9 protein-coding genes are annotated in these 13269 nt (G+C 54.8%); 4 read left to right on the top strand and 5 right to left on the bottom strand.

The annotated features are described in order from the left end of the window. Window positions 1-32: 32 nt before the first annotated feature. Together ACFE8Q_RS00440 and ACFE8Q_RS00435 are read left to right on the top strand one after the other, a co-directional pair. Window positions 33-584, top strand: a complete 552-nt coding sequence (locus ACFE8Q_RS00440) for a TIGR00730 family Rossman fold protein (protein ID WP_375443379.1) — start codon at window positions 33-35, stop codon at window positions 582-584. Window positions 585-630: 46 nt separating this feature from the next. Further along, on the top strand, window positions 631-1125 hold the full coding sequence (locus ACFE8Q_RS00435) for an NUDIX domain-containing protein (RefSeq protein ID WP_375443378.1): 495 nt from the start codon (window positions 631-633) through the stop codon (window positions 1123-1125). Window positions 1126-1284: 159 nt separating this feature from the next. On the opposite strand, the gene ACFE8Q_RS00430 is transcribed toward ACFE8Q_RS00435, so the two are convergent. From ACFE8Q_RS00430 to ACFE8Q_RS00410, 5 genes are all read right to left on the bottom strand, one after another. Beyond that, a complete protein-coding gene (locus tag ACFE8Q_RS00430; protein ID WP_375443377.1) occupies window positions 1285-2769 on the bottom strand; it encodes a c-type cytochrome domain-containing protein in 1485 nt (494 codons plus the stop codon). Between the two features lie 86 nt (window positions 2770-2855). Beyond that, complete coding sequence (locus ACFE8Q_RS00425) at window positions 2856-3911, bottom strand: 6-bladed beta-propeller (protein WP_375443376.1); 1056 nt, start codon at window positions 3909-3911, stop codon at window positions 2856-2858. Between the two features lie 106 nt (window positions 3912-4017). Further along, complete coding sequence (locus tag ACFE8Q_RS00420) at window positions 4018-5598, bottom strand: amidohydrolase family protein (RefSeq protein ID WP_375443375.1); 1581 nt, start codon at window positions 5596-5598, stop codon at window positions 4018-4020. A gap of 234 nt (window positions 5599-5832) precedes the next feature. Next, entirely contained in the window at window positions 5833-7338 is a 1506-nt protein-coding gene (locus tag ACFE8Q_RS00415) for a DUF1501 domain-containing protein (RefSeq protein ID WP_375443374.1), read from the bottom strand. An 18-nt stretch (window positions 7339-7356) separates the two neighbouring features. Then, entirely contained in the window at window positions 7357-10140 is a 2784-nt protein-coding gene (locus tag ACFE8Q_RS00410) for a DUF1553 domain-containing protein (RefSeq protein ID WP_375443373.1), read from the bottom strand. 155 nt (window positions 10141-10295) lie between these two features. On the opposite strand from ACFE8Q_RS00410, the gene ACFE8Q_RS00405 reads away from it, so the two are divergent. Together ACFE8Q_RS00405 and ACFE8Q_RS00400 are read left to right on the top strand one after the other, a co-directional pair. Next, the gene (locus tag ACFE8Q_RS00405; RefSeq protein ID WP_375443372.1) at window positions 10296-11951 is read left to right on the top strand and encodes a M28 family peptidase; all 1656 of its coding nucleotides are present in this window, start codon (window positions 10296-10298) and stop codon (window positions 11949-11951) included. 169 nt (window positions 11952-12120) lie between these two features. Next, on the top strand, window positions 12121-13173 hold the full coding sequence (locus ACFE8Q_RS00400) for a T9SS type A sorting domain-containing protein (protein ID WP_375443371.1): 1053 nt from the start codon (window positions 12121-12123) through the stop codon (window positions 13171-13173). The last annotated feature ends 96 nt before the right edge of the window (window positions 13174-13269 follow it).

Here is a 13269-nt window from a genome sequence, read left to right as displayed (position 1 = left end):
GTGGGGGTAGGCCGATTCTAAGAATAAAAATTATGCAAAGCATTGTCGTTTACTGCGGTTCCTCACCTGGGACCAAACCTATTTATAAAGAAGTAGCTGTTGAACTGGGTCAGAAAATGGCCGAGCGGAACATTCGCCTCATTTACGGCGGCGGCGGATTTGGCCTGATGGGCAACGTGGCCGATACGGTGTTACTCGCCGGCGGTGAAGTAACGGGCGTCATCCCGAATTTTCTGGCCGAACTGGAAGTAGCCCATAACACGCTGACAGAACTGCATTTCGTGGAAACGATGCACGAGCGTAAATACAAAATGGTTACGCTGGCGAAAGGGGTCATCACGCTGCCCGGTGGCTATGGCACATTCGACGAGCTGTTCGAAATTCTGGCCTGGCGTCAGCTCAAGCTGTACGATGGTCCCATTGCAGTAATCAACGTAGATGGGTATTACGACCTGATGCTCCAGCAGCTTGACCGTTGCGTGGAAGATGGTTTTCTGAAACCAGAAAACCGTGCGCTGCTCATCGTAGCCAACACCGTTGATGAGGCGTTGGGTGCGATTGAAGCATTTTGGGACGAGATTTAAAAAAAGAGGTTATAACTCAGAGTTAATACCTCTTTTTAATCTACACATGGCGACACTTAATTTTTGCCCCGTTTGCGCCTCACCACTGGAAGTAAAAGAAGCCAGTGGCCGCGACCGACTGGTTTGTTCAAAGCCCTGTGGGTATGTCTTCTACGATAATCCACTGCCGGTAGTAGGTGCCATTGTCGAGTATGACAACGACACGGTGGTGCTGACGCAGAACATCGGTTGGCCTGCTGACTGGTTTGGTCTGGTAACGGGCTTTCTGGAGAAAGGCGAAGAGCCCGCCGAGGCTATACTCCGCGAAATTCAGGAAGAGATTGGCCTTACGCAGGTCGAGATTGTGGAGTTTCTGGGTATCTACACGTTCTACCAGCGCAACGAGATCATCTTCACCTACCATGTTCGCGCCACCGGAGATATCGTGATGGACACAACCGAGCTACAGGCCTATAAACTTACGCCCATCAACGAGCTGCGCCCCTGGCCTTTCGGCACTGGCCCGGCCGTGAAAGACTGGCTGGCGAAGCGGAAAGCCTAGTAGGTTGATCTGTAGGGGCGGCCCGTAATGGCCGCCCGCTTTCGGGCGCGACAGCGACCGCCTGTTGGGCGAGATACTACGTTCCTGAACGCGCATTGCTGACGCAAGGCGGGCGGCCACAATGGGCCGCCCCTACAAATCAACGAACAGGCTATATTATCAACGTTTCGCCACGCCGTTTTCGCTCATGCCGCCTACGACCTCTACGTTGGGTAAGGCTTTTTTCAAGGCGGTGATGCCTGATTCGGTCACTTTCGTTTGCCAGACGTACACACTCCGCAGGGATTTCAAATCGCTCAGACTGGCGAGACCAACGTCGGTGATGGCGGTGCCGTAGAGGTTCAGGTATTCCAGGTACGTTAGGCCGGTCAGTTTTTCCAGGCCGGCATTAGTGATCTGGGTACGTTCGAGATGCAGCTTTTGCAGGTTCTTCAATTTGGCAATCGACGCCAGCGCGGCATCGGTGATTTGCGTATCGCCCAGTTTAAGCCACACAATCTGGTTACTGAGTTTTACCAATGCTGCCGCCTGTGCGTCGTTGAACGTACGAACATTGACCGCACTGACTTCCAGCTGGTTATTCTCTTTGGATAAAGGTAAGACGAGCAACCCCGTCTTCTTCAGCTCGTCGATCACCTTCGGATCGGCAGCCGGTACGTTCATGGTTAAAACTGGCGAGAGTGGTGCGGGGCCAACGACAGGAACTGCCTTTCCGGTAGCTTCGGCGCTGGCCACGGCCTTGCCATTACCTAACGAAGCGAGAGCCGGTTTGACCATATCGGTCACCGCCAAGTCGGCCACTTTCTTGTCGAACGGCGCACCCTGATCAACCCACCAGGTAAGTAGCGTGATCTGCTGATCGGTAAGGGGTGTTTTGCCTTTGGGCGGCATGTGGTGCTCATCCCCTTCGTCGAGCAGACAGCGTTTGATCATCTCACTGTCGGTTCCCTTTCCGGCTACGAAAATGGGGCCATTCTCGCCACCTTTTATCAGTTTCTCGGGCGTGTCCATCCGTAGATCGCCTTTCGATTTCTCGGCGTTATGGCATTGTACGCAGCGGCTTTGCAGAATTGGATTCACGATCTGTTCGTATACCATCGCCTGAGTCACGTCGATGATCGGCTTGGCTTTGACCGCAACGCTGGCCGCACGGGGCGGCAGACCTGCCATTGTCCGAAACGGCTCGGGCGTGTACTGCGTGAGGTAATCGGAGCCGTGGGTGAGTGACCCGCCATGATGCCCGGCCACCATCAGGGCCACCAGCGACAGCCCCAGTGCAGGCAGGTACAGCACCGCGCTAAATGGCACCTTTTTTAGCAGGAAATCGCTTTTAGCGGCCCAGGCGATCCAGGCGAACACCGCCACCCCGATGCCCTGCCATTTGTGTTCGTCGAGAATTTCCTCGTCGTAGCCCCCGCCCAGCGACAATAGATATCCAAACACGCAAGCCACCGTTGCACTGACCGCCGACCAGAATAAAATGGCCGACATGGTGCTGCCACTTACCTGCAGTTTACCCAACCGACGGCCAACTTCGAGAATACCGGCCACGACCAGAAAGCCGATGGGCAAATGCACAATCAGCGGGTGGAAACGGCCAAAAAACAACGCCCAGTCGGAAGGTTGGGCCTGAAGGAAGAGCATATGATGTACGAATTACGATTTAGCTCCGTTTTATGGACGAATTTCAATTCGGCAACGCAAACTGAAATTCGTACCTCGTAACTAAGTTAAACGCGTTCTAACTTAATGGGGTAGGTTTTGCGGGAAGCCCACTGGGCTACATACAGATTCTCGTCGACATCGACCAGTACATCGTGAGGGTGCAGGAAGGTCATGAACGAACGGTCTTTACGTTGCTCCTGAAGCTGGCCGTTCAGGTACGTTGGGGCCGACCCGCCGGGCGTCGATACGACTTTGTCATTCTTATCCAGGATCTGAACGTACCCGGAATCAGGGTAACCATCTGACGTACTGCGGAATACGGCCGCGTAGAGCATATCACCTTTGATCACGGGCCGACAAACGTACGAACCGGGCAATGCGATAGTGCTGAGGTACTTTCCATCGAGGGTAAATCGTTTCAGGCAATTATGTCGCCGGTCAGTAACCAGTAGGGTTGGGTTTGCCTGGTTGCGCGTGTCGACTACGATTCCGTGGCAGCAGTCGAACTGCTCGCTGGCACCGCCCGCCCCGCCAAAATACCGGATGAGTTTCCCCGTCCGGTCGAACTGCGTGACGTAGTTAGAGCCGTAGCCGTCGGCGATATAGATGTCGCCGTTTGACGGGTTAATAGCCGTTTCGGTAGGCTTGAACTGGCCTGGATAGGCGTAGACCCCCGTTTCGCGCGGGTAGTCGATCTTCATCAGTTCTTTACCGGCCAGGTCGGTCTTGATCACCTGATGGCGGTCGGTGTCGCAGATGAGCAGGTATTGATCCGTGCCTTCGGTACCAATCGACAGGCCGTGCCCGCCTGGGTACGTTGTGCCCCAGGTGCTCAGCAATTTACCCGATCGGTCGTATATGAGTACGTTGTTTTTGGTTTCGTTGCCCAACAGGAAAATGCGCCCTTTGGCGTCCTGCACCATCTCGTGGCAGTCGTTGACAGGGTTTTTTCCGGCATCGAGTACGCCCCAGTTCGGTACAACCCGATATTTGTTAGTGCCGTGGCCGATAACCACAGCATCTTCGGCACGGCTTGTCAGGACCGGGACGGCCGGGGCAGTCAGCATGGCCGAGGCCAGCGCTGTATTCTTCAAAAAAGTGCGTCGTGATTGCATAGTCATGGTTTAGGCGAGTACGGGATTACATTACCCGAACGGTCATTATCAATATCTTGTGAAAGGGCGAAACCCGCTTATTTTCCCTATCGGTGGATTGTTCCCGTAGTAATTACTTGCTATAGCCACTTCCCAGCAAGATCTGGCCGGGCCGTTTTCCGGTATGCTTCCCGTTCTCGACTACGGGTACACCATTCACGAGTACGTAGCTGAGTCCAGTGGCGTAGGCATGTGGCGCTTCATAAGTTGCCTGGTCACTGACGGTGTTTTCATCGAAAATGACCAGATCAGCGGCGTAGCCTGTCCGAATCAGCCCCCGATCAGCGAAGCGAAAACGCTGGGCGGGCAGTGAGGTCATGCGGCGAACAGCTTCTTCCAGCGGAATTACCTTCAGCTCACGAACGTACCTGCCCAGAACCCGTGTGTTGGTCCCATAAGCGCGGGGATGCGGCATATTTCGGCCAAAACTGGCAACGCCCGCATCAGAAGCAATCATGGTATTCGGGTAACGCAGGATGGTAGCCACATCTTCTTCCGACATGGTATGATACACCATCTGAATCCGTTTCATCTGCGCCTGCTCAATCAGGGTCATGACCAGCTCAGCCTCCGAGGCGGCATCTGTTTTCAGCTTGCGAAGCACTGCGATCTGATGAATGCTTTTTCCGTTGTAGGTCGTGTCGGCTTCAAAACGCGATACCACAGCGTAATCGTAATTTTTACGGTCGTTCTTCTTCAACGAAACCGTCATCTCGTTCCGAATTTTTCGACGAGTTGCAGCGTCGCGGAAGCGCCCCAGCGTTACCGAATCGCCGTCGGCCAGGGCCCAGGAAGGTATAATACTCTGTAGTGATGTACTCGACGCCGTGTACGGGTACTGGTCGACTGTTACGTCGATGCCTTCGTTATGTCGAGCCGCTTCAACCAGCGAAACGGTTTCGGTGCTCTTTCCCCAGAGCGGCTTGCTGGCTACTTTAAAATGAGAGATTTGCACGGGAATACCCGCCTCACGACCGATCTGAATGGCTTCCTGAATGGCGGTTTGTACATCCTGGCCTTCATTCCGAATGTGCGAGGCGTACACGCCGCCATATTTTGCCGCCATTTTGGCCAGGCTCACGATTTCGGGCGTGCGGGCATATGTACCCGGCGTGTAGATCAGACCCGTAGACAGGCCAACGGCACCTTCCTTCATGGCTTTCTCTACCAGCGCCTCCATCTCTGTTTGTTCACGGGCCGTTGGTTCACGAAAAGCCGCTTTCATCACTTTCAGCCGCACAGAATTGTGGCCGACCAGCGAAGCCAGATTAGACGAGAACCCTTTTACCCGAAGCGTATCAAACATCGTCTGCAAGTCTGTGCGTGACCCACCACAATTGCCCGTCACCATAGTAGTAACACCGTCGTAGATGAAATTCTCAGCACCGGGGCGGCTCTCCAGATCGCCTTCTACATGGGTATGCACATCAATAAACCCCGGCGCAACAATCTGTTTCCTCGCGTCGATCACCTTTTTGCCTTCACTAGCCGGAATAGTACCAATTCGGGCGATCCGGCCATTTTGCACGGCAACGTCCGCATAATACCAGGGGTTACCAGTCCCATCGACGACCCGTCCGTTTTGGATTATCAGATCATAGGGTTGGGCCAATGCCGTCGTTATACTGAAGAGCAGGAGGAAGAGGTGTTTCATGAATCGATGGGGGAAGCGGTGGAAAGCAAGATAATGCTTTGTTGTGAAGCTTTTACGTGTTGCTTCGCCAGTCGTGCCCTTCGACAGGCTCAGGGTGACAACTCACATCTAGATGTTCATGACGACCTTGGGTATGATTGTCACCCTGAGCCTGTCGAAGGGCACAACTAGCGAAGCAACTCGCAAAAGCAATGTATTAGAAACCGGCCAACCAATTACCCACACCCCTGATTATCACGCCAGCACGCCCTTCACCACTTTTCCGGCCACGTCGGTGAGGCGGAACGGACGCCCCTGGAAGTGGTAAGTCAGTTTGGTATGATCGAAACCCATCTGGTGTAAAATGGTGGCCTGCAAGTCGTGAATATGCACTTTATCCTTCATGGCGTAATAGCCGATTGGGTCGGTTTCGCCATAGGTCAGGCCCCGCTTTACGCCACCGCCCGCCATAAAGACCGTAAACGCGTCGAGATGGTGATCACGGCCGTGGAATGCCTGCGTCTGCCCGTCGCGGTTCTCCTGCATCGGGGTTCGACCAAATTCGCCGCCCCAGACAATCAGCGTATCGTCGAGCATGCCGCGCTGTTTCAAATCGTTGATCAGCGCCGCCACGGCCTGATCGGTCTGTCGGCACTTTTCCTGCAAACCAAAATCCACCGACGAATCTTTGCTGGTGCCGTGGGTATCCCACCCCCAGTCGAAAAGCTGCACAAACCGAACACCGCGTTCGGCCAGTCGGCGGGCGAGCAGGCAGTTTCGGGCAAACGATCCTTTGTTGGGATCAACGCCGTAGGCATCCAGGATGTACTGGGGTTCGCCGCTTATGGCCATTGCATCGGGCACCGACGCCTGCATGTTGAAGGCCATTTCATACTGCGAAATCCGGGTCAGGATCTCCGGGTCTTTGGCTTCCTGGTATTCCTGCTCGTTGATCTGGTTGATGGCCTCGATGGTCTGCTTCCGAATATCGCGCGACATGCCGTTGGGATCAGACACATACAGAACGGGGTCACCATCCGTCCGGCATTGCACACCCTGATACACCGTTGGCAGGAAACCGCTTCCCCAGATCGACTTCCCCGCGTCGGGCTGTTTCCCGCCCGATGCCAGCACGATGAAACCGGGCAGGTTATCATTCTCTGTTCCCAGCCCGTAGGTCACCCACGAGCCTATGCTAGGGCGTCCCAGTCGCGCCGAGCCGGTATGCATGAGCAACTGTGCCGGGGCATGATTAAATTGGTCGGTGTGCATGGATTTGATAAACGTCAGCTCATCGGCAACCGTCTGCAAGTGGGGCATATAGTCGCTGATCCACGCGCCCGACTGCCCATGTTGGCTGAATTTAGCCGTTGAGCCAAGCATCTTCGGCACGCCCCGGATAAAGGCGAACTTCTTACCCGTGAGCAGCTCCTGCGGGCAGTCTTTGCCATCGTATTTCTGTAGTTCAGGCTTGTAATCAAACAACTCTAACTGGCTCGGCGAACCCGCCATGTGGATGTAGATGACCCGCTTGGCTTTCGGCGCAAACTGCGACAACCGAGGATCCATCGAGGCCGCAGCGGGATCAGCCCCGGTAGCCAGGCTGGCGGCAGATTTTTTATCGCTACTGAACGGGTTACAACCGCCCATGAACGTACCCAGGGCCATAGCCCCCAGCCCCGTTGAGCAGGTTTGCAGAAAGTGCCGCCTCGTTTCGCGACGAAGGGCGGCTTGCTGAAGTTCGTTTTGTAGGTTTTTCATGTGTAGTTGTGTTTACCCTCACTCCTTCGTAATCACTTCATCCAGATTCATCATCGTGTTGGCCACCACCAGCAGTGCCGCCCGCTTAGGCAACTCACCGGCAGCAGGCAACGTACCTGAGCCAGTAGCCTGCCCCAACAACGTACCTGCGTCGGTCGGGTGTTGAGCGTAGTAAGCTTCTGTAGTGCGGTATAAATTCAGCAGGACGGCCTGCTTTTTGGTTGTCAGATCGTGCAGCGTCAGGCGGCGAAAACCGGCCTGGATTTGCTGGTCAGTTGTTTTCCCTCGATGAATCATGTAGTCGGCCAGGCGGTGGGCGGCTTCTACGTAGACCGGATCGTTGAGCGTAACCAGGGCCTGAAGCGGCGTGTTCGTGCGCAGGCGGCGAATCTGGCAAAACTCACGGCTGGGGCTATCAAATGTGATCATAGACGGATACGGCGCGGTACGTTTCCAGTACGTATATAGTGCGCGACGGTATTGCTCCCCGTCTTTGGCCTGCACCCACGCTTCGCCGTTATACGGCGACTGCCAGATGCCATCGGGCTGCTGTGGCATCACACTCGGGCCGTACATTTTTTTATTGAGCAAGCCACTCACCGCCAGCGCCTGATCGCGCACTTGTTCGGCTGATAAACGGACTCGCGGCCCACGCGCAAAATACCGGTTGAACGGATCGGCCGCCAGCGCGGGCGGCGTAACACCGGACCGCTGACGGTATGTACTCGACAGCACCATCCGCTTCAGTAACTTCTTCATGCTCCACTCATCATCCTGCACAAAGGTCACCGCCAGCCAGTCGAGCAGTTCGCGGTGGGTGGGCTGAATGCCCTGCGTGCCCATATCTTCTACGGTTTCTACGATGCCTGTACCAAAAAGCTGCTCCCAAAACCGGTTCACCGCCACACGGGCCGTCAGCGGATGGTCGGCGCGGGTCATCCATTGGGCAAGGCCGAGGCGGTTGCGGGGTAGCGTTTGGCCGTCGGTGTCCATCGGGGGCAACGTACCCGGTACGTCGGGCATCACTTCGGCACCGGGCGACAGCCAGCTTCCGCGCACAAACACATGTGTTTTGCGAGCCAGTTCGCCCGTACCGTCGAGCATAATGGGTGTTTGGTCGGGATTTTTGTTCAACAAACCAAGCAGCGTAGTTTCGGCAACGGAAGCCAGTGGCGGCTGGAAAGACACCCATTTCAACATCACCCACTCAGTCGGTTTGGTCGGGCTGTTCAGCGACAGATACACGGCGTGTTTTCCAGGTACGTTGGGCAGCGTGATGGCCTGCACCGAATCGCTCCAGGCACCGCCCGTATTGGGCACCGGCACCGTTGTCAGCACGCGCCCGGTTGGGCTGTCGAGCCGGAAGGTCATCTGCGCATCGGGCGCCGACGTACCCCAGGCTACATACAGTCGGGTACGTCCCGTGAGGGTCATCGGCTTGATGCGGGCCGAGCCTTTATCCTGAACAACGAAGAACTTGGCATCGAGCAACGAGGCGTTCACATACTGATCGAAATCGTGGGAATTGATCTTCGGCTCCACCATGCGGGCCAGCTTCTCTACCCGACGCACCTCCGCATCGGCCTGTTTCGGATCGCGCACCGACCGGCGCACAAACGAGGCTAACTGAACCAGTTGGGTCGAATCATTTCCTTTGTAGAACCGTAGCGTCGGCGTTTCGGTGGTCACGTCTTCGTCACGGGCGTTGTTAAAAAACGCCATGTACTTGTAATAGTCGTCGTGCCGGAAAGGGTCATACGGGTGGCTGTGGCATTGCACACAGGCGAAGGTAGTTCCCTGAAAAACGTCCCAGGTGGTGTTCACCCGATCAATGACCGCTGCCACCCGAAACTCTTCGTCCTGCGTACCACCTTCGTCATTATTCATCGTATTTCGGTGGAAGCCCGTAGCAATCAGTTGTTCGTCGGTGGCATCGGGGAGCAGATCACCGGCCAGTTGTTCGGTCAGAAACTGGTTATACGGCTTGTCGGCGTTGAAGGCGTTGATGAGGTAATCGCGGTATCGCCATATTTTTCGGCCGGGGTCGCGCTCGTAGCCTTTCGTATCGGCGTAGCGGGCCAGATCGAGCCACATACCCGCCCATTTTTCACCGAAAGCGGGCGAAGCCAGCAGCCGGTCGACCTGTTTTGCGTACGCGTCGGGCGAGTGGTCGGCGGTAAAGGCGGCGAGTTCGGCTTCCGTTGGCGGCAGGCCCGTTATATCGAGGCTAAGGCGGCGAAGGAGCGTGGCTTTATCGGCCATTGGCGAGGCGGTCAGGCCTTTCTCGTGAAGCTTTTCCAACACAAAATGATCCACTTCGTTGGTGGCCCAGTCTGTTTCGGGATGCGCGCCCAGCCCCAGTCGACTCCAGATGGTGCCAATGCTGGGTACGTCTGGCAGAGCTGGGGTTTGAAAGGCCCAGTGATCGCCCCATTCGGCACCCTCATCGACCCACTTTTTGAGCAGTTCGATCTCGTCAGCTTTCAGCGGCGGTGCATCCAGCGGCATGCGCTCGTCGGGGTCGGTCAGGCTCAGGCGGCGGATGAGTTCGCTCCCGTCAGCGTCGCCGGGGATAATGGCCGGGTGGCCAGATTTGGCAGGCGCAAACGCTTCCTGCTTGAAGAGCAACGAAAAGTCAGACGCCTTTTTAACCCCGCCGTGGCAGGCGATGCAATTCTTGTTGAGAATCGGTTTGATCTGCGTATTGAAATCGACACGGTCTGTGAAAGGCCCCCATAACGAGAACGAGCACAGAATTACCACTGCACCTATGCCACCGATCAGTAATCCATTCGTTTTCATACCACTATAAAGACAGGTTAAAGGGATAGATACCATCCGGTGCGATGACAAAACTCATTAAAAATGCGGTTGTACTCGTCAGATACCATCCACTGCCAGTCAATCGTTTATCTTTGGAATTGCAATACACGCGTTCATCACCTTACATACACCTTATGTATTCACTTCGCGCTGGTCGGCTGACCGGCCTTCTTATGCTGACCGGCCAGTTTGTGCTGGCTCAGACCGTTTCTTCGGTGGCCCCAACGGCTTCCGGTCCAACGTCGGCGGCGGCTGTTACCTACGCGCAGACCGTTACGGCGGCTGACCTTGAAAAAAACCTGCGCATTCTGGCCGCCGACGATATGGAAGGCCGCGAAACAGGCACGCGTGGCCAGAAAAAAGCCGCGGCCTTTATCGCCAGCCAGTTCGCTTCCTACGGCCTGAAACCCGTTGTGAAACAGGCCGACGGTACAATGGGCTTCCTGCAACCGTTTACCCTGTACAAAAAAAACTGGGGCGACCTTTACGTTAAAGCGGGTGGCAAGCAGTTTACGTACCTGACCGACTTTTTGCTCAACGGCCTGTTCTCGTTACCAGCCGAAACCAACTACGAAACCGTTTTCGTGAACTACGGCATCGTCGACGATCAATTCAACGATTACGTGAACCTCGACGTGAAGGGAAAAGCCGTGGTCATGCTCGATGGCGAGCCCAAAAACGCCGACGGAACATCGGCCGTGAACAACACCAAAGAAGGGTCGAAGTGGGGTAAGCCCGATAGCTACCGGGCCAAGGTGACCGCCGCCAAAGACAAAGGAGCCGCGCAAATATTCATTATCTCAACGGCCGACGCGGCGGGCTTCAAGCAACTGCTGCGCGAGCGCGGTGCCCTGCAACAACGCTTCAACCGGCTGTCGCTGAAACCCGGTGCCGAAAACACCGGCAGCATAGGTACGTTCATGGTATCGACCGATATGGGCGCCGCCCTACTTGGTCAGTCGCCCGACAAATTCCGCAAGGGACTGGATCAGATGGCGAAAATGGGCACCAGCACCATTGGTAAGCTCGCTGGTAAGATATCGGTGAAAGGCGAACGCAAAGACGAGAACGTGCAGACCGAAAACGTAGCAGGTTACCTGGAAGGCTCCGACAAGAAAGACGAAGTGCTGGTGGTATCAGGCCACTACGACCATATCGGCATTAGCCCCGACGGACAGATCAACAACGGGGCCAATGACGATGGCTCGGGCACCGTATCGGTGATGGAACTGGCTCAGGGATTTGCCAAAGCAAAGGCCGAAGGCAAGGGCCCTCGCCGGTCAATCCTGTTCCTGACGGTGGTAGGTGAAGAAAAAGGCCTGTTGGGTTCGGAATACTACGCCGATTTTGGCCCGATTTTCCCACTCGAAAACACCGTTGCCGACCTGAACATCGACATGGTTGGCCGGGTCGATGACCTGCACAAAGACAAGCAGCCCAACGACAATTACATCTACGTGATCGGCTCGGATAAACTGTCGAGCGATCTGCACAAGATCAGCGAAGAGCAGAACAACGCCAACACGAAGATGGACCTGGATTACAAATACAATGATCCGAACGATCCCGAGCGCATCTACTACCGCTCGGATCACTACAACTTCGCTAAGCACAAAATACCCATCATCTTCTATTTCAACGGCCTCCATCCAGACTATCATCGGCCTACCGACGATGTAGAGAAGATCGATTTTAAGCTGGCAGAAAAAACGGCCCGGCTTGTTTTCTTCACCGCCTGGGAAATCGCTAACCGTGAGGAACGGTTGAAAGTAGATAGCAACAAGAAGTAATTTATTACAAACTAATCGGGGCCGTTGCACTAATGATATGGGTGCAACGGCCCCGATTAGTTTATGTAACCATAGCCGACTAAACACGGAAAAATACTAACCTATTAGGTAATTTATACCATTTATTAGGTAAAAAGCTTCATATTTGTGGGTGCTAACCAACCAACCTATGAAGTTCATTTACAGCTTATTGCTTTGCTTATCGCTGTTGTTTTCAGCGAACGCTCAAAACGCCGGTCTTTTTCAAACGTATGCTATCCTCAACATAGACGGTGGAGGCAACCTATATCGCGAAGGATTCGTGGGGCCCGAAAATTTCTATCCACCCCTGAATGGAGTCAATTTTGGGCTGATCAACACCTCGATTTTCCTGAACGGGGGCGAAGTGAAAACGTATAAAAATAGTGGTGGTGATGTTACAGGGGCCACAATGTATTATCGCGTATACCAACAAGGGAATCTGGCTCCTGCCTACACAGCCATTAACTTACCATTTGGTCAAAATTTTGCGAATGGTGATCAGTCCTGGACTACCACAAATGCCGGTATCAATCTGGCGGCAGGTCTACCGTCAGGAAACTACATCCTCAACGTTTATTTTACGATCTCCGCCAATACGGGCAATGGGGGGCCATTTGTCGATGGTAGTGCCGCCAACCCAGTCGTAGCCACTTTTTCTATAACCAATACGACGCTACCCGTTACGCTCGCGTCATTCACCGCCAAAGCGACTAATCTGATGGCCCGCCTGGACTGGACTACCGCCAGCGAAATAGCCAATGCCCACTTCGATATAGAACGCAGCCTTGATGCACAGACCTTCACGCGCATTGGGCACGTAGTTGGTCAGGGCACAACCACAACACGCCAGCAATATAGTTTCAGCGATGAAACGCCTGCTTCCGGTGCCAACTACTACCGGCTAAAGCAGGTGGATGCCGACGGAACATTCAGCTACTCCCCTATCCGGGCGGTGCTCATTCGTGCCAACGGCGAGCTCACTATTCTGGGCAACCCCGTTGGCACAGACATCAACATTGCGGGCCTGATTCCCGGCTCTACCGCCGAGCTACTCGATATGAACGGGCAACGCCACCACTGGCAAGCCGTTGTCACCGACAGACTGCAACTTGACGTACGCGGTTTGCAAACAGGAACGTACCTGCTACGAGTTGTAGAGCCAACCGGCATTCAGACCAGGCGCGTGCTGATTGCCCGATAACCCCTACATGTACTAAAGCCCCTGCTGGTTAGCCCCTATCTTGACTAAGGGGGTAACCAGCAGGGGCTTGTCCATTATATGTCCCGAAATGTAAGC

The organism is uncultured Fibrella sp., from assembly GCF_964250085.1.
Classification (GTDB): Bacteria; Bacteroidota; Bacteroidia; order Cytophagales; family Spirosomataceae; genus Fibrella.
This window is presented reverse-complemented; position numbering and strand designations above follow the sequence as displayed.

Bases quoted from the DNA above. Each gene is read 5' to 3' on its own strand.
- ACFE8Q_RS00430 (WP_375443377.1), bottom strand. From the start codon at position 2,769: ATGCTCTTCCTTCAGGCCCAACCTTCCGACTGGGCGTTGTTTTTTGGC.
- ACFE8Q_RS00425 (WP_375443376.1), bottom strand. From the start codon at position 3,911: ATGACTATGCAATCACGACGCACTTTTTTGAAGAATACAGCGCTGGCC.
- ACFE8Q_RS00410 (WP_375443373.1), bottom strand. From the start codon at position 10,140: ATGAAAACGAATGGATTACTGATCGGTGGCATAGGTGCAGTGGTAATT.
- ACFE8Q_RS00415 (WP_375443374.1), bottom strand. From the start codon at position 7,338: ATGAAAAACCTACAAAACGAACTTCAGCAAGCCGCCCTTCGTCGCGAA.
- ACFE8Q_RS00400 (WP_375443371.1), top strand. From the start codon at position 12,121: ATGAAGTTCATTTACAGCTTATTGCTTTGCTTATCGCTGTTGTTTTCA.
- ACFE8Q_RS00420 (WP_375443375.1), bottom strand. From the start codon at position 5,598: ATGAAACACCTCTTCCTCCTGCTCTTCAGTATAACGACGGCATTGGCC.
- ACFE8Q_RS00405 (WP_375443372.1), top strand. From the start codon at position 10,296: ATGTATTCACTTCGCGCTGGTCGGCTGACCGGCCTTCTTATGCTGACC.
- ACFE8Q_RS00435 (WP_375443378.1), top strand. From the start codon at position 631: ATGGCGACACTTAATTTTTGCCCCGTTTGCGCCTCACCACTGGAAGTA.
- ACFE8Q_RS00440 (WP_375443379.1), top strand. From the start codon at position 33: ATGCAAAGCATTGTCGTTTACTGCGGTTCCTCACCTGGGACCAAACCT.